General features: G+C 66.9%; 21 protein-coding genes and 1 riboswitch. Of the genes, 9 read left to right on the top strand and 12 right to left on the bottom strand.

Translation table 11 applies throughout. The features are described from left to right. Positions 1 to 91 precede the first annotated feature (91 nt). Positions 92 to 367 (bottom strand): hypothetical protein, encoded by a 276-nt coding sequence (locus tag ABNK63_RS13880; RefSeq protein WP_350015960.1) that lies wholly within the window; start codon positions 365 to 367, stop codon positions 92 to 94. Between the two features lie 744 nt (positions 368 to 1,111). Between ABNK63_RS13880 and ABNK63_RS13875 the strand changes: the two genes are divergently transcribed. Both ABNK63_RS13875 and ABNK63_RS13870 read left to right on the top strand, forming a co-directional pair. Continuing rightward, positions 1,112 to 1,537: an AHH domain-containing protein gene (locus ABNK63_RS13875; RefSeq protein ID WP_350015959.1), complete on the top strand. Its 426-nt coding sequence runs from the start codon at positions 1,112 to 1,114 to the stop codon at positions 1,535 to 1,537. Between the two features lie 2 nt (positions 1,538 to 1,539). Then, positions 1,540 to 2,085: a hypothetical protein gene (locus ABNK63_RS13870; RefSeq protein ID WP_007807663.1), complete on the top strand. Its 546-nt coding sequence runs from the start codon at positions 1,540 to 1,542 to the stop codon at positions 2,083 to 2,085. A 158-nt stretch (positions 2,086 to 2,243) separates the two neighbouring features. On the opposite strand, the gene fusA is transcribed toward ABNK63_RS13870, so the two are convergent. The 4 genes from fusA to ABNK63_RS13850 all read right to left on the bottom strand — a co-directional run bounded on the left by fusA (position 2,244) and on the right by ABNK63_RS13850 (position 6,481). After that, positions 2,244 to 4,373 carry an elongation factor G gene (gene fusA / locus ABNK63_RS13865; protein ID WP_350015958.1) on the bottom strand — a complete coding sequence of 710 codons (2,130 nt, stop codon included), beginning with the start codon at positions 4,371 to 4,373 and terminating at the stop codon, positions 2,244 to 2,246. Positions 4,374 to 4,476: 103 nt separating this feature from the next. Then, the gene (locus ABNK63_RS13860; protein WP_350015957.1) at positions 4,477 to 5,139 is read right to left on the bottom strand and encodes a M24 family metallopeptidase; all 663 of its coding nucleotides are present in this window, start codon (positions 5,137 to 5,139) and stop codon (positions 4,477 to 4,479) included. 13 nt (positions 5,140 to 5,152) lie between these two features. Continuing rightward, positions 5,153 to 5,515, bottom strand: a complete 363-nt coding sequence (locus tag ABNK63_RS13855) for a DUF1304 domain-containing protein (protein WP_007807669.1) — start codon at positions 5,513 to 5,515, stop codon at positions 5,153 to 5,155. 231 nt (positions 5,516 to 5,746) lie between these two features. After that, complete coding sequence (locus tag ABNK63_RS13850; RefSeq protein WP_350015956.1) at positions 5,747 to 6,481, bottom strand: 2OG-Fe dioxygenase family protein; 735 nt, start codon at positions 6,479 to 6,481, stop codon at positions 5,747 to 5,749. Positions 6,482 to 6,678: 197 nt separating this feature from the next. Continuing rightward, positions 6,679 to 6,794: riboswitch (SAM riboswitch) on the top strand. Positions 6,795 to 6,881: 87 nt separating this feature from the next. Between ABNK63_RS13850 and ABNK63_RS13845 the strand changes: the two genes are divergently transcribed. From ABNK63_RS13845 to ABNK63_RS13820, 6 genes are all read left to right on the top strand, one after another. Then, positions 6,882 to 7,922 (top strand): homoserine O-succinyltransferase, encoded by a 1,041-nt coding sequence (locus ABNK63_RS13845; protein WP_007807676.1) that lies wholly within the window; start codon positions 6,882 to 6,884, stop codon positions 7,920 to 7,922. A gap of 84 nt (positions 7,923 to 8,006) precedes the next feature. Continuing rightward, positions 8,007 to 9,197, top strand: coding sequence for a cystathionine gamma-synthase (metB, locus tag ABNK63_RS13840; RefSeq protein WP_350015955.1), 1,191 nt, complete (start codon positions 8,007 to 8,009; stop codon positions 9,195 to 9,197). Then, on the top strand, positions 9,194 to 10,276 hold the full coding sequence (locus ABNK63_RS13835) for a homoserine dehydrogenase (protein ID WP_350015954.1): 1,083 nt from the start codon (positions 9,194 to 9,196) through the stop codon (positions 10,274 to 10,276). The genes metB and ABNK63_RS13835 overlap by 4 nt, the downstream gene beginning before the upstream one ends. Positions 10,277 to 10,532: 256 nt before the next feature. Continuing rightward, positions 10,533 to 10,697, top strand: coding sequence for a DUF6229 family protein (locus ABNK63_RS13830; RefSeq protein ID WP_350015953.1), 165 nt, complete (start codon positions 10,533 to 10,535; stop codon positions 10,695 to 10,697). Between the two features lie 4 nt (positions 10,698 to 10,701). Next, entirely contained in the window at positions 10,702 to 13,587 is a 2,886-nt protein-coding gene (locus ABNK63_RS13825) for a type 2 lanthipeptide synthetase LanM family protein (protein ID WP_350015952.1), read from the top strand. 2 nt (positions 13,588 to 13,589) lie between these two features. After that, positions 13,590 to 15,509, top strand: coding sequence for an ABC transporter ATP-binding protein (locus ABNK63_RS13820; RefSeq protein ID WP_350015951.1), 1,920 nt, complete (start codon positions 13,590 to 13,592; stop codon positions 15,507 to 15,509). 103 nt (positions 15,510 to 15,612) lie between these two features. Here ABNK63_RS13820 and ABNK63_RS13815 read toward each other — a convergent pair whose 3' ends face one another. From ABNK63_RS13815 to ABNK63_RS13805, 3 genes are all read right to left on the bottom strand, one after another. After that, a complete protein-coding gene (locus tag ABNK63_RS13815; RefSeq protein ID WP_350015950.1) occupies positions 15,613 to 16,209 on the bottom strand; it encodes a YceI family protein in 597 nt (198 codons plus the stop codon). Positions 16,210 to 16,354: 145 nt separating this feature from the next. After that, entirely contained in the window at positions 16,355 to 18,019 is a 1,665-nt protein-coding gene (locus ABNK63_RS13810; RefSeq protein ID WP_007807683.1) for an APC family permease, read from the bottom strand. 254 nt (positions 18,020 to 18,273) lie between these two features. Then, positions 18,274 to 19,656: an L-serine ammonia-lyase gene (locus ABNK63_RS13805; protein WP_007807684.1), complete on the bottom strand. Its 1,383-nt coding sequence runs from the start codon at positions 19,654 to 19,656 to the stop codon at positions 18,274 to 18,276. A gap of 66 nt (positions 19,657 to 19,722) precedes the next feature. Here ABNK63_RS13805 and ABNK63_RS13800 point away from each other — a divergent pair, with 66 nt between their 5' ends. Further along, positions 19,723 to 19,953, top strand: coding sequence for a glutaredoxin family protein (locus ABNK63_RS13800; RefSeq protein WP_007807686.1), 231 nt, complete (start codon positions 19,723 to 19,725; stop codon positions 19,951 to 19,953). Positions 19,954 to 20,143: 190 nt separating this feature from the next. Here the strand turns inward: ABNK63_RS13800 and ABNK63_RS13795 are convergent, their stop codons facing one another. Genes ABNK63_RS13795 through ABNK63_RS13780 form a run of 4 tightly spaced genes read right to left on the bottom strand, consistent with a single transcriptional unit; the run spans position 20,144 to position 23,245 of the window. Further along, positions 20,144 to 21,508 carry a GTP-binding protein gene (locus ABNK63_RS13795; protein ID WP_350015949.1) on the bottom strand — a complete coding sequence of 455 codons (1,365 nt, stop codon included), beginning with the start codon at positions 21,506 to 21,508 and terminating at the stop codon, positions 20,144 to 20,146. An 8-nt stretch (positions 21,509 to 21,516) separates the two neighbouring features. Next, on the bottom strand, positions 21,517 to 22,062 hold the full coding sequence (locus tag ABNK63_RS13790) for a YceI family protein (protein ID WP_350015948.1): 546 nt from the start codon (positions 22,060 to 22,062) through the stop codon (positions 21,517 to 21,519). Continuing rightward, entirely contained in the window at positions 22,059 to 22,628 is a 570-nt protein-coding gene (locus ABNK63_RS13785; protein WP_350015947.1) for a cytochrome b, read from the bottom strand. Before ABNK63_RS13785 ends, ABNK63_RS13790 begins: the two co-directional genes overlap by 4 nt. Next, a complete protein-coding gene (locus ABNK63_RS13780) occupies positions 22,625 to 23,245 on the bottom strand; it encodes a YceI family protein (protein WP_350015946.1) in 621 nt (206 codons plus the stop codon). Before ABNK63_RS13780 ends, ABNK63_RS13785 begins: the two co-directional genes overlap by 4 nt. Between the last annotated feature and the right edge of the window lie 534 nt (positions 23,246 to 23,779).

Here is a 23,779-nt window from a genome sequence, read left to right as displayed (position 1 = left end):
CGCGGGCTTCGGCAGAAGCCGGTGCGACGTGAGGAGCGGCGAGCTGGAACATCTGCAGTACCTGGAACGGATCAGGCGCGCAGTCTGGGCGTCAGGCTGTAACAACGGCATAGCGCCATGCGGCAACAGCATAAAATTCGCGTAAAAAAGCCGTGGTCGTACTGTTCTCAGGCAGCTGCATGAGCTTGCTCTGGCCACGGGTGAACGCGGTTTCCGCTTTCCGGCAACATCCGTTGACCGGTACCGGATCGCAATCATCCTTCGACACGAACACGAACACGAACACGAACACGAAAGCCCAAATTGCGGGCGGACGTGGTCGATTGACTCCGGTCGTCATCTGGTAGGGCGAGTGGCCCGCCTGCAACGGACTCCCGGCGTAGTCAGGCGAAGTGATCAGCAGTCAAAAGCGCGGCGTAACGACTCGATCGGCCAACCAAGCCGGGTGGCAATACCGCTAGCCGCTGCCGACCATTGCGTCTTCTCCATCAAGCCCAATGGCGCGTATCGGCTCGATGGCGCGTCTACGCTCATCGAACGTCGCGGCGACATGTCGAAGCGAAGCGCCGATCCGCCCTCGACGATCGGCGTTCAGTCAGGCCGGCTGATTGGCGATGCCGGTCAAGTCGCCTGGCAGGCATGACCAAGCCGAGCTGGCGACTTTGCTTCGACAGGTAGTGATCGGCCTCTTCGGTCACGCATGAAAAGTCCGGGGCATCCATCCCCGGGCCTATCCGTCCGCCGCCAGATGTCGGCTTCAATCCACATCGAAGGCCTGCTTCACCTCCTTCTCCGTCAGCTCGCATTGGCGGTTCCAGCCTTCCCAAAGTTGTGGATTGATCACAAGCCGAGGTCCGGCACGGCATCAAACGCGATGGTGATGGCTGCTCGGGTAACCATCGGGTTTGAACAAAAAAACTGGAGAGAATGAGATGGAGGAGGGAACCGCCAGGGCGGCCATAGGCGTATTGAGCTTGGCCGCTGATGAAATGATGGAACTCACGCTGATGTCGAACGCGGTACTTGGCGGTGATTCGGCAGTCAATTGCTACCAGGTACGCAATTCGCGCGCACTTGCTAAAGCAAATCCCTGGTTCTTGACAAGAATGGCGTGACCAAACTGCCAGTCTCCGTCAGGCGATTGCAGGCGGATGTAGTGGCCAACGGTGACCACAGCATGGCGCTTTCTGGCAACATCCAGCTCGCGCGTGGCGAGATTGTTCCAGGCACGGATGCGCATCACATCGTCTCGCGAACTCACAGGCTCGCCAAGTTCTCTCGCAAATACTTGTTCGACTGGCGGATCGGCATCGACGATGCGGACAATGGCGTATTCCTGCCCAGGGCGCCTGGCGCCAACATCGCAGGCCTGGAAAAGGCGAAAGCACATGATCCCATTCACAGCAAGCTCTATCACGCCACGGTCGCGGCGCGCCTGCTCGGTCGACGCACTGACGGGGCGGCTGCCGGCCGGGCCGAGCTGCAGAGTATGCGTGCGGACATGATCGCGGGAGTTTTCCCGTACAGAAGGGCTTGAACATGTCGATTTGGGAATTGAGAACACAATCCCCGGACAAATTCGCTCCGCTCGTGCCCAGCGACGCGCAGGTAAATTCGGGTGTCTTCGAATTTGACGGCACGCCCAGGCAGTGGAAGCGGCGGCCAGTCGTCGAGGTTTACCAGAAGGGCCGGAAGAAGGATCAACTGCCGCGCGGCGATGTCAGCCTGCTGCTGGCCGGCTCGTTGGTGCTAAACCAGAAAGCCGTCGACACGCTGGGGGCCTTTCTGGCGCAATTCGGGCAATTGCTTGAAGCAAAGGTGGACGACAAGATCGAGTATTTCTACAACGTCACACGGGTGATCGACTGCATCGATCCTGATCGCTCCGAGCGGCGCTCCTCCGGGTCTATCGTCAAGGAGGCTTTCAGAGCAGATGCATTGCCGGTCGGGCCAACGGTCTTCAAGGATCCGCGGACGGCGCGCATCCGAATCTATGTCAATGACGAAGCCAAGCAGGTGCTGGAGGCGAGCATCGCCGCGAATGGCCTGACAGGCTTTGAACTGGCTCAGCTCGGGGCCGGTTGAAGTTCCCGTTCGCCATGTGTGCACCTGTGCCCTCTTGATCCGTTGGCCGGTACCGGATCGCCATCATCCTTCGACACGAACGCGAAAGCCCGGGAGCAACTCCCGGGCTTTCGCATTTGACACGGAGAGAGGATCAGGTGGCAGTTGAGGACGAAGCCCTACTTCGCTTCCTTCTCCATCAGCTTGTCGACCATGCTGGCGGGCACTTCCTGGTAGTGATCGAAGATCATCGAGAAGTTGCCGCGGCCGCTGGTGGCCGAGCGCAGGAAGTTGATGTAGCCGAACATTTCCGACAGCGGCACGAAGCCCTGCACGAAGGCCGACGTGCCCTTCTGGCCCTGGTCGGTGATGGTGCCGCGGCGGCGGTTGATGTCGCCGATCACGTCGCCCAGGTAGGTCGCCTCGGTCACCACTTCCAGGCTCATGATCGGCTCCAGCAGCTTCGGCTTGCTGAGCTTCTGCGCCTCGCGGAAGCACTGGCGGGTGGCGATCTCGAAGGCCAGCGCGGAGGAGTCGACGTCATGGAACTTGCCGTCGACCAGGCGCGCCTTGAAGTCGACCACCTCGTAGCCGGCGATCTGGCCTTCGCGCGACTCGGTCTTGATCGCGTGCTCGACCGCGGGGATGTATTCGCGGGGCACGCGGCCGCCGACCACCTCGTCGGAGAACACCACGCCCGAGCCCGGTTCGCCCGGCTCGAAGATCATCTTCACCTCGGCGAACTGGCCCGATCCGCCGCTCTGCTTCTTGTGCGTATAGGTGTGCTCCACGGTCTGGCCGAACGCCTCGCGGAAGCTCACCCGCGGCTTGCCCATGCTCGCTTCCACGCCCAGTTCGGTGCGCATGCGGTCGATGGTGATTTCCAGGTGCAGCTCGCCCATGCCCTTGAGCACGGTCTGGCCGGTTTCCTGGTCCACTTCCATGCGCAGCGAGGGGTCGGCCTTGACCATCTTGTAGAGCGCGGTGGACAGCTTGTCGACGTCGTTGCGGCTCTTCGGCTCGACCGACACGCTGATCACCGGGTCGGGGAAGCGCATGCGCTCGAGCAGCGCCGGGTGCGCCGGATCGCTCAGCGAGTCGCCGGTCTCGGTGTCCTTCATCGAGACGAAGGCGCAGATGTCGCCCGCGCGGACCTCGTCGATCTCCTTCGTGTCGTCGGCCTGCACTTCGACGATGCGGCCCACGCGCTCCTTCTTGCCCCGCGTCACGTTGAGCAGGGTGTCGCCCTTCCTGATCACGCCGGAGTAGATGCGGCAGAAGGTCAGCGTGCCGAACTGGTCGTTGATCACCTTGAACGCCAGCGCGCGCGCCGGCGCGTCGTCGGTCACCGCCTGTTCGCCGACGACGTTGCCGTCCTCGTCGACCATCGCGATGCCGCCGTTCTCGCCGGGGTAGGGCAGGTAGTCGACGACCGCGTCCAGCAACTGCTGCACGCCCTTGTTCTTGTACGACGAGCCACACAGCACCGGCACCAGCTCACCGGTGACGGTGCCCTTGCGGATGCAGCGCTTGAGCACGGCCGGGTCGAATTCGCCGGTGTTGATCAAATGCTCGAACGCGTCGTCGTCCAGCGCCAGCGCGCTTTCCAGCAGGTCCTCGCGCAGCCTGGGCAGGTCGGCGATCCACGCGTTGTCGGCGTCGGAGCCGAACTTCAGGCGGTCTTTCAGCTGTTCCAGCGGCACGCTCTCCCACACGCTGTCCTTGTCGTCCGAGGCCCAGATGTAGCCCACGCCGGCAACCAGGTCGGCCATGCCCACGAATTCGTCGCTGCTGCCCAGCGGCACCTGGCACAGCAGCGCGTTGGCGCCGAGGCGCTCGCGGATACCCTTCACGCAATGCGCGAAGTTCGCGCCGATGCGATCCATCTTGTTGACGTAGCACAGCCGCGGCACCTTGTACTGATCGGCCAGGCGCCAGTTGGTCTCGGTCTGCGGCTCCACCCCGGCGACGCCGTCGAACACCACCACGGCGCCGTCCAGCACGCGCAGCGAGCGGTTCACCTCGATGGTGAAGTCGACGTGTCCCGGCGTGTCGATGACGTTGATCTGGTGGCCCTTCCACACCGCCGACACGGCAGCCGACTGGATCGTGATGCCGCGCTTGCGCTCCTGCTCCATGTAGTCGGTGGTGGTGGAACCCTTGCCTTCCTTGGTGTCGTGCACGTCGACGATCTGGTGCTTCTTGCCGGTGTAATACAGCACACGCTCGGTGGTCGTGGTCTTGCCCGCGTCGATGTGCGCGATGATGCCGATGTTGCGATACAGGTTCAGGGGTTTGTTGCGGGCCACGGGCAGAACTCCATAGAGCGACACGATGACGTGTCGGGAACAGACCGCACACATGCCGTCTGTAGCGGGGATTTTCAATGCGGGCGATGCGACGGCCACGCCGTCAGCCGGACAGCAGGTCCTCGTAGAACGCGCCGAACGGTTCGGTGGGGTGCGCGATCTGGATCTCCAGTATCCACAGGTCGCGTGACGGCGGCGCGCCCAGGTCGGCCAGGTCCCCGCCCTTGTGGATCGCGTGCGGGAAGTCGCCCACCCGGTGGCCCTTGGTGGCCTGGTTGAAGCGCCAGCCCATCGCGGCGGCGCGCGCCTCGGCGAACGCATACAGCGCCTGGCCGCTCAGTCCCCGGCCACGCCAGGCCTCGGCCACCTCGTGGAACAGCGCGCGCGCCGCCTCGGCGCAGGCCTGCCGTTGCGGGGCATCCCCGATCACGAAGGTGTCGCCGACGTCGCCTTCATGGCCGTCGAAGACCAGGCCGAGATCGATGAAGTAGCTGTCGTTCTCGCCCAGCCGCACGCCCGGATCGGAAGCTTGCCGGTAGGCCTTGGTGGTATTCGCGCCGATGCGTACCAGCACCGGATGCCACAGCCGCTCGCAGCCCAGTTCGCGGAACACCTCCATCGCCTCGGCCCTGGCCTCGTCCTCACTGATGCCGGGGCGCATGCGCTGGCGGATGCCGTGCAGGGCGTCCCAGCTGCGCTCGCGGGCGCGCTGCATCAATGCCGGGTCGTAGCGCTGGCCGACCGCTTCGCGGGGAAGTGACGTCACGGGTGGCGAACCATCAGGCCAGGTGGATCAACACCAGCGCGACCAGCGCGGGCAGCGCCTGGAACAGCAGGATCTTCCTCGCCGCGGTCAGTCCGCCGTAGATGCCGGCGATCAGCACGCAGACGAGGAAAAACAGCTTCACGCTGAAGCCGGCGCCGCCGTTGCCCAGCAGCAGTCCCCACACCAATCCGGCAGCGAGGAAGCCGTTGTAGAGGCCCTGGTTCGCCGCCAGCGCCTTCGACTGTTCGGCGAACTCCGCCGTGGTGCCGAACGCGCGGCGCCCGGACGGCCGCGTCCACAGGAACATCTCCAGCACCAGGAACCACAGGTGCAGCAGCGCAATCAGCGCGATCACGATGTTGGCGGCAACGGACATGGCGGGTTCCCTGGCTGGCGAGAGGAGTGGCTGGCCGGCAGTGTTGCAGTCGCGCCGGTCGCCCGCAATCACGACCTCTCAGAGCTTGTGAAGAAAACCACTTCCTGTGGTTTTCTTCTATCGCACGTCCGGTACATGCCAGGACGTGCTCACGCGAATCAGTCACTTGTGTGACCGATCCGCGTCCGGCCATCCGTGGCCGGGCTTCGAGGTTGAAAAAATCACAACCTCTCAGCGCGGTGCGGCGTCGCGCCGGAAGGTCACCACCAGCACGTCGCGATGCGCCGCTTGCGCGGGATCGAGCGGGGTCACCGCGGTCACGCCGTGGAAGACGCGGTGGTCGTCGACCAGGGCGGCGTCCAGCGGGTGGGTCAGGGTGAAGTGGCCGACTTCGCTGCGATCGGCCGCGTGGATGGTGGTGGTGCCGCGCTCGATGTTCTCGCGGTCGATCAGCAGCACCAGCACGTAGTCGACGCCATCGCGGTGCACGCCTTCGGGGGTGGGTTCGCCGGCCTCGTCCGCGCGGGCCTCGATGCGGAACTGGTGCACCTCGACGTGCCAGTGGCGCACCTGCGGTGCCAGCGCGCCGAAGCGCTCGTGGCAGAACGCGAGGATGCGGCGCAGGCTGGCGCCGTCGGCGATCGCCGGCAGCACCGGCTCGAACCAGCGCAGGATGTCGCCCTGCAGCGGGTTGTAGTGGAGGCTCTGGTAATGCGGCTGGTGCGCTTCGGCGCGCACGCCGTATCCGGCGTCGGCGGAGAAGGTGGCATGCCGGCGGCGGCGATGGCGACCGCTGGCGGCCAGGTAGCTGTCCGGCGCCAGGTCGTTCCAGCTGGCGACGAAGGCGGGCCAGTCGGTCAGTGCCGAGGCGGGCAGCAGGTCGCGCATGATCTCGGCGGTGACGAAGGCGAAGCCGTCGCGCTGCAGCCGGGTGTGCAGGGCGGACGTGTCGGGGTGGGGAGTCATCGGCATACGTTAGCAGGACGCGGAAGGCGCGGCGACGGCCTTGCGCCGGTCGGGATGCCGCGGTTGCCAGGCGGTTCAGTGGGACGGATGCCTGGTCGAAAGTCGCCCTATCGCTATTTTTCCGGACATGTCCATATATACGTCTAGATGTTTAGACGTCTATTGACAGGTGATCTTGGAGGCCTCAAGATCCGCCTCACTCATCGAGACCGGCTGAGGGACAGGCCCTTTGAAGCCGGGGCAACCTGCGGAATGTTTCCGCCACGGTGCCAACTCCTGCGGGGATGCTTCGGCATCCACCGGTAGATGGGCGTGATCCGGTTCGCGGCGTGCTGCCGTCGTGCCATGGATGACGACCTTTCCGGTAGCTCGCAGGGCGATGCCGACCGGAGAGTGCGAGATGACCTTCCTGCCCGAAGCCCGCTGTATCGAGACGCGCTGCAGCGGCGCCGCCGACAGCGCGTCCCCGTCGTCAGTCGAGCCCCGCGCCCGCCTCACTGCCCAGCGCGGCACGCGCCGGCTGCAGCTCAGCCCCAGGTACGGCGTCGGCGCGCGCGCGGTCGAGGTCAGCTATGCGTGGCACGGCGCGGCAGGCGCGCCCACGGTGATCGTGCAGGGTGGCATCTCGGCCGATCGCGACGTCAGCGCCCCGGCCGGCACGACGGTCCCGGGCTGGTGGCAGGAGCTGGTCGGCGACGGTGCGGCGATCGACCTGACCCGCTGCCGGGTGCTGGCGATCGACTGGTTGACCCCGGTGCAACTGGGCACCGCGTCCATCTCCAGCGAAGACCAGGCCGACGCGCTGGCCGCGCTGCTGCGCGAGCTTGGCCTGGCCCAGGTGCATGCCTTCGTCGGCTCGTCCTATGGCGCGATGGTGGGGTTGGCTTTCGCCGCCCGCCATCCGCGCCGGCTGGAACGGCTGGTACTGCTGGCCGGCGCCCATCGCGCCCATCCGCTCAGCACCGCCCAGCGCAGCGTGCAGCGCGGCATCGTGCGGCTGGGCCAGGCCAGCGGCCACGTCGACGAGGCGCTGGCGCTGTCGCGGCAGCTGGCGATCACCACCTACCGCGGCAGCGCCGAATTCGGCCGCCGCTTCGCCGGCGCCCCGGCATTCCGCGACGATCGCTTCCACTTCCCGGTCGAGGACTACCTGGAACACCAGGGCCGCCGCTTCGTCGAGCGCTTCGACGCCGAGCGGTTCCTCGCCCTGTCCGAGTCGATCGACCTGCACGACGTGGCGCCCGAGCAGGTGCCCACGCCGACCACGCTGATCGGCTTCCCGTCGGACCGGCTGGTGCCGCTGGCCGACCTGTGCGAATTGCAGCGTCGCCTGCGCGGCCCGGCCACGCTGGAAGTGGTCGAGTCGCCGTACGGCCACGACGCCTTCCTGAAAGAACCCGAACAACTCGCACCCCTGCTGCGCGAAGCGCTAGCCCTGTAGGGCGGGCATTGCTCGCTCCTCAACGCGCCGATGGGCATCGCCCCCCTGCGACAAGAACACCACGCATACGATCCGGAGATTGTCATGAGCGATACCACCGCCCCCTGTACCCGCGCCGTGCGCGCCGGCATCGAGAGCGACACCCAGCACGGCGCCGTGGTGCCGGCCCTGCACCTGTCGACCAACTACAGCTTCGCCGGTTTCGGCCGCAAGCGCGCCTATGACTATTCGCGCAGCGGCAACCCCACCCGCGACCTGTTGGGTGACGCACTGGCCGACCTGGAGCAGGGCGTGGGCGCGGTGGTGACCTCCAGCGGGATGTCGGCGGTGGCGCTGGCGCTGGAACTGGTGCCGGCCGGCGCCACCGTGCTGGCGGCGCACGACTGCTACGGCGGCACCTGGCGCCTGCTCGATGCCTGGGCGAAGAAGGGCCGCTTCAGCGTCGAGTTCGCCGACCTCACCGATCCGGTGTCGCTGGCCGCCGGCCTGGCGCGCCACCCGGCGCTGGTGTGGGTGGAAACCCCATCCAACCCGCTGCTGCGGATCACCGACATCCGCCACGTGGCGCAGGCCGCGCATGGGGTGGGCGCGTTGCTGGTGGTGGACAACACCTTCCTGTCGCCGGCGTTGCAGCAACCGCTGTTGCTGGGCGCGGACGTGGTGGTGCATTCGACCACCAAGTACATCAACGGCCACAGCGACGTGGTCGGTGGCGCGGTGGTGGCGCGCGAGGCGGCGGTGTTCGATCAATTGAAATGGTGGGCCAACTGCAACGGCCTCACCGGCGCGCCGTTCGACAGCTACCTCACCCTGCGCGGCCTGCGCACCCTGGGTGTGCGCCTGCGCCAGCACCAGGAAAGCGCCGCCCGCATCGCCGAACGGCTGGAGGCCCACGCGGCCGTGCGCACGGTGTATTACCCGGGCCTGGCCAGCCACGCCGGCCACGTGCTGGCGGGTCGCCAGCAGCAGGGCTTCGGCGCCATGCTGAGCTTCGAGCTGGCCGGCGACGTGGCCCAGGTCGACGCCTTCGTCGATGGCCTGCAACATTTCTCGCTGGCCGAATCGCTGGGCGGGGTGGAGAGCCTGGTCGCCCATCCGGCCAGCATGACCCACGCCTCGATGGCGCCGGAGGCGCGCCGCACCGCCGGCATTTCCGACAGCCTGCTGCGGCTGTCGGTGGGCATCGAGGATGGCGACGACCTGCTGCGCGATCTGGACGCGGGGCTGCAGCGCGCCATCGCCGTAAAGACGTCCAAACGCCGGGTACCTGCATGAGCGCGGTGCCGGCCGATCCGGTCCTGTTTCCGCGGTCGGGGTCCGCGCCTGCGATTGCCGTCGTCCTGCTGGGCACCGGCGTGGTTGGCGGCGCCTTGCTGAAGCTGCTGAACACCTCGTCCGCCAGCACCTTGCGGCTGGTCGGCGCGGCCAATTCGCGGCGCCAGCAGACCGAGCCGGCCCGGCTCGCCCAGCGCAACCTGCGCGAACAGCTGAACCAGCACGGCGCACCACGCGACGATGCCGGCCTGCGGGCGGCGCTGGACGCCAGCGGCGCGCCGGTCAGGGTGATCATCGACGCCACCGCCAGCGCGACCCTGGCCGCGCGCCATGCCGAATGGCTGGCGCAGGGCTATCACGTGGTCACCGCCAACAAGGCGCTGGCCGGCGGCGAGCTGTCCGGCTGGCGCGCGCTGCAGGCCGCGCTGGCGCAAGGGGGGCGCTACGGCGACTCGGCCACCGTGGGCGCCGGCCTGCCGGTGCTGTCGACCTTGCGCCGGCTGCGCCATTGCGGCGACGCACTGCTGACCCTGGAAGGCGTCTTCTCCGGCTCGCTGTCGTGGCTGTTCAACCAGTACGACGGCAGCCGCCCGTTCTCCGAACTGCTGCGCGAGGCGCGCCAGCTTGGCTATACCGAACCCGACCCGCGCTCGGACCTGTCCGGCGAGGACGTGGCGCGCAAGCTGCTGATCATCGCCCGCAACGCGGGCTACGCCCTGGGCACCGACGAGGTGCAGGTGGAAGGCCTGGTGCCGCCGTCCTTGCGCGCGCTGGACACCGAGGCATTCATGGCGCGGCTGGACGAGCTGGACGCCGCCCTCGCCGCCCGCCACGCCGAGGCCAGCTCGCGCGGCTGCGTGCTGCGCTTCCTCGCCCGCCTGAACCAGCGCGGCCAGGCCCGCGTCGGCTTGGCCGAAGTGCCGCTGACCCATCCCGCCGCGCGCCTGTACGGCACCGACAACCAGTTCGCCCTCACCACCACCCGCTACAACACCCAGCCGCTGGTGATCCAGGGCCCGGGCGCCGGCCCGGAAGTGACCGCGCAGGCCTTGCTGGGCGACGTGCTGGCGCTGGGTTGAGACGGGCATTTCTGTACGGTTTGGCCTACGCCCGACTGTGCCGTGGATCACAATAATGCTTTCTTGCCACTCCCTAACATCGGCGTCGGGAGGTTGCTTCAACCTCCCGCGTGTCGGCAGGGGTTACGGGATGTGACGGCTCGGCATACACCAGTGCACAAGGTTCGTGCACGCACGATTTCGTTCTGTTCCGCACCCTCCGCACGATTCCTGAAACTTCCAGCGAGGTGATGTTATGGATAATCACGGTGCAGACATGATCGCCCAGTGGCGCGACGACGCCGAGCAAGGCAACCCTGCCGGTCCGCTGTTCAGCGGCGGCGCGTTCGCCGAGGCCGAAATCACCAGTGAGGCCGCCATCAGGACGATTGGCGGATGCGGCACGGCCTGTACGGGTTCGCATACCCGTTACTGCTGCTGATCGCATGGCGTCCCCTGCGGACGCCGGCAATTTCAACGCTTCACTGGGTTGCCTGTATTCGTCCGGCATGGACGGACTGGCAACCCAGCTTGCGCAGATCGCCGGACTTGATGCGAATGAGCGCGACGCCATCCTGGCGGCTGTGCGCGAATCTCTTTGTGCGACCTTGCATGCCCGATTGAGCCGGGTGCTGGTGCTTGAGCTCAATGCCGCGCGAGTGAGCGGGCGATTGCAGGGAGGGGAACCCGCGCAGCGCTGGGAAGAATTCCTCGCGTTGTCTTCCGGACGGGATTTCTGGAGCAGCCTGGTCGAGCACTATCCGAACCTGTTGGCACGCGTTGACAGCATCGTGCGCAATCGCTGCGCCGCCGCCTGGCAATTCGCGCAGCGCTGGGCAGCGGACCGGGCCAGCCTGTCATGCCTGTGTGGCGGCGAGCCGGGCCAGTTGCTGGAAGTGAGTTTCGGCGCCGGTGACAGTCATCGCAGCGGGCAGACCGTCGCAGTGTTGCGCTGCGAAGCCGGGCGAATGGTATACAAGCCGCGCTCGCTGGCCGTGGACGCGACACTGGCCCGATTCATCGAAGGGCTTGCCGACGATCATTCCACGCCGCTGACGATCCGCGTGCCGCGCGTCGTCGACCAGGAGGACCATGGCTGGACCGAGTTCGTCGGTCATCGCCATGCCGCGGACGACGACGAATTGCTGGGCTTCTATCGCGGCATTGGCCATTGGCTGGCCATCATGCGGCTGCTCGGCGGCAGCGACCTGCATGCGGAAAACCTGATCGCCCACGGTGCAAGCCCGGTGGTGATCGATTGCGAAACGCTGTTCACGCCGAAGGTTCCACCTTCGCCCTCCGGTTTCGGCCAGGCGCCGGATCGTGCCGCCGAACTCGTCGCGGGCACCGTCCTGAGCATCGGCATGTTGCCGGGGCGGGGCGCGGGGTTGGGCTGGCGCGGAGTCGACACATCGGCCGTCGGCTCGTTGCCGGGCCAGCAGCCCATGCTGCCCCAGCCGGACATCCTCAATGCCGGCACGGACGAGGCGTATGTCGGTACCACGATGGTCGAGGCCCGCGCTGCGCAGAATCACCCGAGCCCCCAGCCAGCGCTGTCGAGATACTGGCCCGAGGTCATCGCCGCTTTCGATGCGATGACCGCCACCTTGCGTCGGCTGGATGACGCCGGCAGCCTGCTGGCCCGGCTGGAGCCGTTTGCCGATTGCCGTATCCGCGTGGTGACGCGCGCCACCGAGGTCTACGCCGAGCTGGCGCGGATGCTGTGGCATCCGGTGTCGCTGCACAACGAGCAGAACGCCCGGGGACGCGCGCACGATCTGCTCGCACGGATGGCCGCCAATGTATCGATCGCGCCAGGTGACCCGGCCGTCATCGACGCCGAGATCGCCGATCTCCTGGAAGGCGACATCCCGTTCTTCGCCACCACCCCCGGCAGCGGACGGCTGGAAGGTCCGCGCGGTACCTGCTGGCGCCCGCAGACGAACCTGATACTCGCGGCGCTGGATCACTGGCGCGCCGCCGACCTGCGTCTGGAACGCCATGTGATCCAGGCCGCCCTGATCAGCGCCTACATCAACCAGGGCTGGATGCCGGAGGAGGTCTCGTTATGGCCTGCCCATGCGAAACACGGCAACCTGGAGCTGCGGCGGCGCACCGAGGCGGCGCGGATCGTGCGAGAGCTCGCAGCCACCGCCATCCATGGCGACGACGGCAGCGTGGCTTGGATCGCGCCGGTCTTCGACCCGGTCACCGGCTGGTCGGTACAGCCGTTGGCGCAGGATCTGTACGGCGGCACCTCGGGCATTGCACTGCTGATCGCAGCCTATCTGCGCGAATCCCGCGCCGGGCGCGCCGACCGCATCGAGGGTCTGGATGAACTGCTGGCCGCGGCCCTAGTGACCCTTGATCTGGCCGAGGCAAAATGCGAGAGCCAGCGCAGGGACTCCATCAAGGTCCGGCCGCTGCCTCCGGGCGGCTATGTTGGCCTGGGTTCGCTGATCTGGACGCGGCTGGTACTGGCTTCGTGGGGCATGGATCGCGGTGATGGATGCGCTCGTGCTTGCGCGCTGGCCGACAGCATGCCGGATGCGGCCGCCGCCGCCGAAATGAACGACGTGCTTTCCGGCATTGCGGGCGCGATTCCGCCGCTGCTCTTGCTGGCACGACAGACAGGTGATGCGAACTACCTGCAGATGGCCTGCGAGCTCGGTGACCGGCTCTGTGCGCAGGCCGTGCATGATGGCGATCGCGCGTACTGGGTGCATGAGCACTGGCCGAAGGGCGTGGGCGGATTCGCGCACGGCGTTACCGGCATCGGCTGGGCACTGACCCGGCTGGCCCGGGCCACCGGCGAGAGCCGTTACGGGGAAACCGCGCGGGCGGCGTTCGCTTTCGAAGATGCCCTGTTCGATCACCAGGAACAGAACTGGCTGGATCTGCGCATGCTTCCCGGCGCAAAGACCGCCGCCGCATGGTGCCATGGTGCAGTCGGCATCGGCTTGGCGCATCTGGATCTCGATCCGCAATTGCAGCATCCGGCGACCCGCGAGCTATTGCGCCGCGCGGCGGCCGCCACCTGGCGCCAGGGCCTGGGCTGGAACCATTCCGCCTGCCACGGCGATGCTTCGGCGTGGCAGCTGCTCGATGCGGCGATCGCCGCAGGCGAAGGTCCGCGCGACCTCACACGCGAAGACCTGCTGGAGCACCTGCTCACCAGCATCGAGGAACACGGGGCAGTGTGTGGCATGGTTCGCGACACCTTCTCGCCGGGATTGCTGTCAGGCGTAGGCGGCATCGCCTATCAACTGCTCAAGGCGCATCCGCAGAGCAGGTTGCCATCGATGCTCACGCCGGGAGGCGATGCGCCCTGAACGTGCATGCCAACGAGGCCGAGTTGCAAACGCCGTACTGGCGCCTGGATGACGACAGCGCGCAGCGCCCGGATTTGCCGGCGTTGATCCGGCGCCTGGCGATGGCGGCGCGGCCGGTCGCGAGCATTCTCCGGCAGGCGGCGCCCGGATTGTCCGTGATCATCGTTCTGGCCCAGATTCTTGCCGGCGCATCCACCACCTGGACCCTGCTGCTGACCACCCGGGTGCTGGATCGCCTGCTGCGGCAGGGGCTGGATATCGAACAGCTGCGCCTGGCGCTGCCTGTGCTGTTGCTGCTCTGCGGGGTCGGCCTGCTGCGCATCGGGATGGATGCCGCCACCTCGATGGCGAAAGCGCGGTTGACGCCGAAGGTGCACCGCCTTGCCGAAGAGCAATTGTTTGAAGTCAGCCTGGCGGTGGATCTCGCGTCCTTCGACGATCCCGGTTTCTATGATCGCCTGCACCGGGCACGGGATCGCGGCCTGATGCACATGGAGAGCGCCACGGCCAGCCTGGTCGAAGTCTTCAGCGCCATGCTTTCCGTGGCGGGCGCTGCGCTTGCGCTGTTCCTGCTGCACCCGCTGCTGTTACCCTTGCTGCTGCTGGCGCTGCTGCCGGAAGGTTGGGCCGCACTCAAGGCGGCGAGCCTGCAATACGCGGCCATGCCGACGACCATCGCGCTCACCCGCCAGACCCAGATGATGGCCGAGCTTGCCACGCAGCGCGAGGCGGCGCCGGAGATCCGCGCCAACCAGGCGCAGGACTATGTGCTGTCCGAGTACCGGCGATGTGCCGTTGAGCTTGAGCTTCATCTGGTGAAGCAGGGCATGGCTGCAGCCCGGTCGATGACCTTGGGGCAACTTCTCTCCGGCCTGGGGCAGCTGGGCACCTATGTGGCGCTCGGAATGATGCTGTATGCGCGATGGCTGGACCTGGCTGCGGCCGGGACCGCGGTGATCGCCATCCGCACCGCCAGCGCCGCCCTGTCGCGGCTGATGCTGGTCTCGCGCGAACTGTTCGAAAAAGGCCTCTACATCAGCGACTACCGGGAATTCATCGAGCAGTCGCGACCGTCGAAGCGTCCAGCGGCGGATGCGACCGCACCGGCGAAACCGGGGCGGATCGAATTCAGCCATGTCGGTTTCCATTACCCCGGTGCGGCGCGCCCGGCATTGCGGGACATCTCGCTGACCATTCAACCCGCCCAGACGATCGCACTGGTCGGCGAAAACGGTTCCGGCAAGACGACCCTGGCCAAGTTGATCGCCGGGCTGTACCAGCCGGACTCCGGGCGCATCACCTGGGATGGCGTCGATCTCCGTGCCATGGCGCCGGAATCGCTTGCCGATCGCATTGCCATGGTTCTGCAGGAACCGGTCCGTTGGCCACGCAGCGCGCGCGACAACATTCGCCTGGGTCGCCATGGTCGCGCGGACCCGCTTGACGAGTGGCTGTTGCGGGCAGCCCGTGATTCCAGCGCGATCGATGTCGTGGATCGATTGCCCCAACGCTGGGACACCCTGCTGTCGCGCCACTTCCACGGCGGTCAGGATCTGTCCGGTGGCCAATGGCAGCGAATGGCCGTGGCCCGCGGGCTCTATCGCGATGCGCCGCTGGTCATCTGGGACGAGCCGACGGCGTCACTGGACGCCAGGGCCGAGCAGGCGGTCTATGAGTCGCTGCGCACTCTGGCGCTCGATCGCACCGTGATTCTCATCACGCACCGGCTGGCCAGCATCCGCAACGCGGACCGGATCTTCTTCCTCGAACATGGCGCCGTGGTCGAACAGGGACGCCATGAAGAGCTTCTGCAGGCCGGCGGTCGCTACGCGGAACTGTACCGCCTGCAGACCCGACTCCACGGCGCCGGGGCGCCAGGACCAGCTGAAGCCCCGGCGTCGCATCAGGCATCGGGCCACTGACATCCACGCGGCTTTCGTCGTCCGCTACGGAACCGGGCGATGCGCGCCGGCACCGATCAGCCATTGCGGAGTCGCTGCATCACCCGGCCATGGCCGGTGTCGCCTATTTGACCGCGAGCGCCTCGACCTGGATGCGCAAGGTCACCGTCATGTCGAAACCGTAGTCCTTGCCCGCGTCCATGCCGTAAGCGTCGCGCTTGAACGTGGCCAGCGCATCGGCACCGCAGACCTCGCGCTTGAACATCGGGTGCGGCATGCACTTGAAGCTGTTGATCTTCAGGTCCAGCGGATGGGTGACGCCGTGCAGGGTCAGCTGGCCGCTGACCCGGGTCGGCGCGCCGTTGACGAAATCGACCAGCTTGCCGGTGTAGTGCGCCTGCGGATACTTCGCCGTGTCGAACAGTTCCTCGCCCTGCGTGCCGGCGTTGAGCTGGTCCTGGCCGAAGTCAGCGCTCTTCATGTCGACGGTGACGTCCACCGAACCGGTGCCGGCGGTCTTGTCCAGCATCACCGTGCCGCTGCTGTGGTTGAACTTGCCGCGCCACACCGACAAGCCGCCCATGTGGTCGGCCTCGAAACTGGGATAGGTGTGATCGGGATCGATGTTGTACTGGACCGTGGCCGCGCTGGCCGCCGAGCCGAAAGCGAGCAGGGCGGCGAAGCACAGCATGTTGAGCGAGCGGCTGGCCTTGGGTGACATGGGCGATTCCTCGGGTTGGCCGGCGTGGCGGTTTGCACGAGTCTGCCATGGCGACGAATGGCCACGGACATTTTCGACATGGCGCTGCGCAAACAAAAACGCGCAGCCAATGGCTGCGCGCTGTGGTGGAACGAACAGGCCGGTGTCAGTGCCCGGTGACCCGTTCGGCGGTTTCCTCGTCCGGCGGCACCAGCGGCGCATCCGGATCGTCATGCGCTTCCATCCGCGCCGCCTCCACCGACGGCGTGCGCCAGCCGGACTTCACGCCCCACAGGTAGAACGCCAGGCCGATCACCGCGACCAGCAGCAGGTCCCAGCCATACGGCAGGTAACCCTTGCCGCCGAACGTGGTGCTGCCGGCCCACGACACCACGGCCAGCGCGGGCAGGTAGCAGACCAGCCACCAGGCGCCCTTCATCTGGCGGCCGAAGTCGTGCCAGCCGGCCTTGGCCTGGTAGTAGAAGTACACCGGCAGCGCGACCACCATCAGCAGGATGATCTCGCCGGTCAGCGGCCACTTCGCCCAGTACAGCAGCTCGGTCGACATGATGAAGGCGATGCCGGCCAGGATCGGCAGGCCGGCCAGCCGGAACGGGCGGTGCAATTCCGGCGCGGTGCGGCGCAGCGTCATCACGCTGACCGGGCCGGTGAGGTAGGAGATGATCGTGGCCACCGAGATCACCGCCGCCAGCGAACCCCAGCCGCGGAAGAAGAACAGGAACAGGAACGACACCGCCAGGTTCACCCACATCGCCGGGCGCGGCACGCCCCACTTCGGATGCACCCGACCCAGGATCTTCGGCAGCGTGCCGTTGCGCTCCATGCCGTAGAGCATGCGCGCGGTGGTCGCGGTGTAGGTCATGCCGGTGCCGCTGGGGCTGATCACCGCGTCGATGAACAGCAAGGTCGCCAGCCACTGCAGACCCAGGATGATCGCCAGATCCGCGAACGGCGACGAGAAGTCGATCCCGTGCCAGCCCACGTTGGCCAGCATCTCGCGCGGTACCGCGCCGATGAACGAGACCTGCAGCAGCACGTAGACCACCGTGGCCAGCGCGATCGAGCAGACGATCGCGAACGGAATGCTGCGACCCGGGTTGCGCGCTTCGCCGGCCAGGTTCACCGGGCTCTGGAAACCGTTGAAGCTGAACACGATGCCGGCGATCGCCACCGCGGTGAGGATCGACGGGAAATCGGTCTTGTGCAGCTCGCCGTGGATGCCGACGCTGAAGTTCTCCGGATGGAAGCCGGTCATGATCAGCAGCACTGCGGTGAGCGCGGGGATGATCAGCTTGAACAGCGTGATCGCCGTGTTCGAACGGGCGAACAGCTTCACGCTCCAGAAGTTGAACAGGAAATACATCACCACCAGCGCCGCCGCGATCAGCAGGCCGTTGGTGCTCAATTCGCCGTGGCCGCCGGGCACCGAGTGGTACAGGTCCTTGGCCCACTGCCACTTCCACGACGACATGTATTGCGCCGACGCCTCGGCCTCGACCGAAATCACCGAGACGATCGCGATCCAGTTCGCCCAGGCCGCGATGAAGCCGACCAGCGAACCGTGCGAGTAATGCCCGTAGCGCACCATGCCACCGGACTCGGGGAACATCGCGCCCAGTTCCGCATAGGTCAGCGCAATCGTCATGATGATCGCGGCGCCCAGCACCCACGCCCAGATCGCACCGGGCCCGGCGATCTGCGCCGCGCGCCAGGCGCCGAACAACCAGCCCGAACCGATGATCGAGCCCAGGCCGGTAAGCATCAGGGCGAACGGGCCGACGTCGCGGCGAATCGCGCGTTCTTGGGTCATAACGGGCTCCCGTAGCGGCGCTGAGCACGCCGTAAAGGGGTCGATGGTTGCAGAATCGGGCGGGGAATGTCACCTGTCGGTGGTCATGGAGCCCGCTTTGCTCCCTTTCCTGAGGGAAAGGATGGCTCTTGATCCGGCTTCTTGAGCCGCTGCGCGTCGGTTGTTATCGCAATGATCGAGAGCCGAAGCTTTCGTGCGCCTGCGGCGCCCGAAAGCCCTTCGCTTTTTGTCGGCGAAAATTCCGCGACTCTGCCTCAACACTCGATGACGTTCACCGCCAACCCGCCGCGCGAGGTTTCCTTGTACTTGTCCTTCATGTCGCGCCCCGTATCGCGCATGGTCTTGATCACCTTGTCCAGCGAGACGCGGTGCTTGCCGTCGCTTTTCAGGGCCATGCGGCTGGCGTTGATGGCTTTCACCGAGCCCATCGCGTTGCGTTCGATGCAGGGGATCTGCACCAGGCCGCCGATGGGGTCGCAGGTGAGGCCGAGGTTGTGTTCCATGCCGATTTCGGCCGCGTTCTCCACCTGCATCACGTTGCCGCCCAGCGCGGCGGTGAGGCCGCCGGCGGCCATCGAGCAGGCCACGCCGACTTCGCCCTGGCAGCCGACTTCGGCGCCGGAGATCGAGGCGTTTTCCTTGTACAGGATGCCGATGGCGGCGGCGGTGAGCAGGTATTCGATGATGCCTTCGTCGTCAGCCTTGGGACAGAAGCGCAGGTAGTAATGGCCGACGGCGGGGATGATGCCGGCGGCGCCGTTGGTGGGCGCGGTGACCACGCGGCCACCGGCGGCGTTTTCCTCGTTGACGGCCAGTGCGTAGAGGTTGACCCAGTCGAGGATGGTCAGCGGATCTTTCAGCGCGGCCTCGGGCTGGTTGCGCAGGTCTTCCAGCATCGCCGGCGCGCGACGTGTGACCTTCAGGCCGCCGGGCAGGGTGCCGGGCGAACGCAGGCCGCGTTCGACGCAGTCCTTCATCGCCTGCCAGATGGTCAGCAGGCCGGCGCGGGTTTCCGCTTCCGGGCGCCACACGCTCTCGTTCGCCATCATCAGCTGGGCGATGGTGAGCTTGTGCTGCTTGCACAGCGCCAGCATTTCGTCGCCACTGGTGAACGGGTAGGGCTGGGCCGTGGTGTCGGCCACGATGCGGTCTTCGGCCGCCTCGTCGGTGTTGACCACGAAGCCGCCGCCGACGGAGTAGTAGTCGCGGCTGGCCAGTTCGTTGCCGTCGGCGTCGTAGGCGGAGAAGCGCATGCCGTTGGTGTGGAACGGCAGCTTCTGGCGCTTGTTGAAGACCAGGTCGGATTTCTCGTCGAACGCGATCTCGTGGCTGCCGAGCAGGCGGATGCGCCCGGTGCCGCGGATACGCTCCAGCGCGGCCGGGATCTGGTCGGCGTCGACGGTGTCCGGATGCTGGCCCTCGAAGCCCAGCAGCACGGCCTTGTCGGTGCCGTGGCCACGGCCGGTCATCGCCAGCGAGCCGTACAGTTCGGCGCGCACCCGGGTCACGCGGTCGAGCACGCCCTTCTCGTCCAGCCAGCGCTCGGCAAAGCGCGCGGCGGCGCGCATCGGGCCCACGGTGTGCGAGGAGGAGGGTCCGATGCCGATCTTGAACAGGTCGAATACGCTGACGGCCATGAGTGCGCTGCTTGGGTGTGGGTTGACCGGTTATTCTACGCGGCGTCCCCAGCCATTCGCAGCCGCATGTCCGACCTGATCCTTTACCAGCGCGACTACTGTCACCTGTGCGACCTCGCCCTGGCGGTGATGGCCGAGGCGCGCGCGCCGGAGTTCGACAGCGAGTGGGTGGACGATTCGGCCGAACTGGAGCAACGCTATGGCACCCGCGTGCCGGTGCTGCGCGATACGCGCGACGGGCGCGAACTGGACTGGCCGTTCGATGCGGCCGCGGTGCGCAGGTTCCTGGCGAAGTGAGCTCCCTCCCCTGCGCAGCAGGGGAGGGTTGGGGTGGGGTTCGCTCTTGATCGTGATTGCAAGGTCAAAAGCGACCCCTCCCGACCTGTACTCGGGCCCTCCGTGGCCCTCGCCCTTCGGGCGGCTCACGCCGCACAAATCGGCAGTCCTGCCGATTTGTCCCCTGCAAGCAGGGGGAGGAGCAAAGCGGCTACTCGCGCCGGCTTTTCAAGCGCTTCAGGATTTCCTCGCGCGCCTCGCGCAGGATCGAATCGCGATCGAGGCTGGCCACGATGTCGGCGACGGCGCGCTTGGCGCCCGCTTCGCCCCAGGATTTTCCGCCGACCAGATAGCGTTCCGCGGCGCGGCCGATCAGCACGGTGGCGTACCAGCCCAGCGCGCCCTGCGCCGCGGCGGTGACCACGACGGACAAGCCGGCACTGACGCCCTTCAAGGCCGAGGCGACCAGTTGCATGCCCCAGATCGCGCCCATCAGGGCGGCCAGTTGCGCGGAGATCACCGCGACCAGCCGGCCGGATTCGGCGCGGGTCAGCGGCAGGCCGTAGACGCGGGACAGTTGCACCACCATCGCCGCATCCAGTCCCGCGGCGGCCAGCAGGTCGGCGACCGGGATCGGGTTCAACGCGACCGCGACGCCCTTGGCGATGCAGTAGTGATGGATCAGCTTCGCCGCCACCGCCTTGCGGGTTTCGGCGATGCGTGCGCTGACCTGGTCGGTGAGCCGGCCGGCGTACAGGCCGGCGTTGATCGCCGACAGCGTCTTGCCTTCGCGGGCGGCGATCGCCAGCAGGCGCTCGCGCAGCGCGGCAACGTCCGGCGTGCGCGGCTGTTCGCGCGGGTGTTCGTGGCCGCGGGCGTCGACTTCGACCACGCGTTGCGGGGCCGGGTGGGCCGCCACCGCCAGCACGTCTTCGGCGCGCACCAGCCCGGCCACGCGCAGGCGCAGGTGTTCGAGCAGGCCGTCCAGTTCGTCGCGGCCGTAGCGGTCGGCCTTGTTCAGTGCGAGCAGCAGCGGGCGCTGGGTCGCGGCAAGACTTTTCAGCGCATCGAGTTCTTCGCGGGTAAGGTCGCCGTCGCAGACGAAGATCACCAGGTCGCTGACCTCGGCCACCTCGAACGCGAGCTTTTCGCGGGCCTCGCCGTCGAGCTCGTTGATGCCGGGCGTGTCGATCAGCACCAGGCCGTCGTGCTGGGCCTCGTCGAGCATGGCGTGCTCGGCATCGGTGGTGGTGCCGTGCAGGACGCCCACGGTGAACGCTTCGCGCCCGAGCAACGCATTGCCCAGCGCCGACTTGCCCGCGGAGACGCGGCCGAACACGGCCACGTGCAGTTCGCCGCGCTGGAGCTTGTCCAGCATCTGCTCGACGCGGCTGAAATCCGCGGCCAGTTCGCTGCGTACCGATGCCGGGATGCCCGGGTCATCCAGCAGGGCGCGCAGGCTGTCGGCGACCTGGGCGGAGCCGGCGTTCGCGCGCACGGGCGGCGTGGTGGCCCGTTCGGCACGGCCGCTGCCGACCCATCCGCGCAGGCGCCGCCACAGGCTGTCGTTCGGCATCGGGCGGCTTACTTCGCCGCCAGCTGCAGATGCGCGGTGACCTTCACGTCGCCGCCGATCACCGAGGTGTCGGCGTAGTCACCGGTGCCCACGCCGAAATCCAGCCGCTTCACCGTGCCGGCCACGTCCAGCGTGGCGCCGTCGGCCTGCGGCTTGAACGTCACCTCCAGGCTCACCGGCTTGCTGATGCCGTGCAGGGTGAGCGTGCCGTCGGCAATCACCTTGCCGCCGACCTGGCGGAAGCCGGTGGTGACGAAGTGTGCCTTGGGAAATTTCGCCACGTCAAAGAAATCCGAGCCGGGCAGCGCGCTGTCGCGATCGCTGTCGCCGGTCTTCACGCTGGCCAGGTCCACTTCGACGTCGAACTTCGAGCTGGCGAGGTTCGCGGCGTCGTAGCTGATCGCGGCGGTCCAACGGCCGAACTTGCCGTCGAACGATTCGCCCTGGAAGGTGTTGCTGAAACCGAGCGTGCTCGATGCCGGTTGCACGGTGTAGTCGGTGGCTGCGGCAGCAAGGGGCAGGGCCAGGGCGAGCAGGATGGCAAGTCGTTTCATGAGCGGTCTCCTCGGGAAGTCGGACGGCCAAACGGCAGCATCCGGCGCAGCACGTTGTCATGGTCGAACACATGATGCTTCAGCGCGGCGCCGACATGGGCCACCAGCAGCAGGATGAGGAACCAGAACAGGTACTCGTGCACGCCGTGCGCGAAGTGGCGCAGTTCGTCGTTCTTCGCCGCCAGCGCGGGCAGGTTGAACTGCTTGAACCATTGCAGCGGCTTGCCGGTGACCGAGTTGAACCACCAGCCGCTGAGCGGAATCGCCACGATCAGCAGGTACAACAGCGCGTGCACGATGCGCGCGCTCCATTGCTGCCAGCGCGGTGCCGCCTCTTCCAGCGGGCGACCGTCGCGCCAGCGCCAGATCAAGCGCAGCAGCACCAGCGCCAGCACGGTGAGGCCGATCGACTTGTGCAAGGCCAGCCAGTTGATCTTCTGCATCGGCGAGTGGGCCAGGTCCATCAGCAGGCCGAACGCGCCGTTGCCGAGGATCGCCAGCGCGATGGTCCAGTGGAAGAACTTCGCGACCGAACCCCATTGGCGTTCGTTGCTGCGCAGGCTCATGGATTCTCCTTGCCGGATGTCATGGCGTGGTCGTCACGGACGGCCTCCAGCTCCAGCCACACGCTGACCTGCGCGCCGATCGAGTTGGGGTTGGCGGTGATGTCGTAGTCGTTGCGGTCAAGCATCGCGGTGGCCGAGAAGCCGATGACTTCATGGGTTTCGTAAATCGTCCTGGCCGCCCGGTTGAAGGTGAACGCCAGATCCAGCGGCCGGGTGACGCCGCGCAGGGTCAACCGGCCACGCAGGACTCCGTGCCTTTCATCCTTGCGCTCGACACCGGTGCTGACGAAATGCGCGTAGCGCTGGCCCGCGCAATCGAGCAGGGACGATTTGCACACGGCCCTGTTCCAGTCGGCATCGCCCATGTCCACGCCGGCCAGGTCGATATCCAGCTCGGTCGCGGCGCTGCTCCAGTCCCGAGGATCGAAACGCAGCCAGCCGCGCGCGATGTGCAGCCGTCCGAACGGCCGCGAGTAGCCGTTGTGGCTGATGCTGAAGACGACCTGGCTGTGCACCGCGTCATAGCGCCAGGTATTTTCCGCGGCATGCACCGCCGCCAGCGGCAACAGCATTGCCGCGAGGCACCACAGCCAGCGGATTGGGCGCAAGCAGGACATGGGGCGAAGTCTGGCCGATCGGCGGCGCGGCTGCCAGCATCAGGGCGTGAACGGTGGGTTTCTCTGGTGATCCCACGGAGGTGGGTGAGGGGCGTTTCCTGCGCCCGGCTCCGGTTGGAACGAGGCGATGCCTGCTGACACCCTTGTAACGGCGCCCCCGCGCGTTCGTCATTCCGGCGGAGGCTGGCATCGCGTTTGCTGTTTTTGCCTTCCCCTATGCATCAGAGCAAAAGCTTTCGTCTGCCTATGGCAGCCGAGCCACCTTTCTCTGAGTGGCCAGAGAAACGTGGCCCAACGAGAGGCCACCCCGCTTCCGCGCCTCGCAGGCATCCTGCCTGTGAGGTTCGCGTGCGGGTTACGGGGTTTGTCGACAGTGCATCCTGCCCTGACGCCAAACTGCCTGACATCCATGTCAGGCACCCTGCGGGCTGATCCTCCACCCGCCCGCCGCTGCAGAGGGGTCCCGGGTAGAGCAGCGGGCCATCGTGGCCCGCACTTTTCAGAAGAGCCGGATCAAGAGCAAAGCGGCGGCGA

This window comes from Rhodanobacter sp. IGA1.0, from assembly GCF_040208325.1.
Taxonomy (GTDB): domain Bacteria; phylum Pseudomonadota; class Gammaproteobacteria; order Xanthomonadales; family Rhodanobacteraceae; genus Rhodanobacter; species Rhodanobacter spathiphylli.
This window is presented reverse-complemented; position numbering and strand designations above follow the sequence as displayed.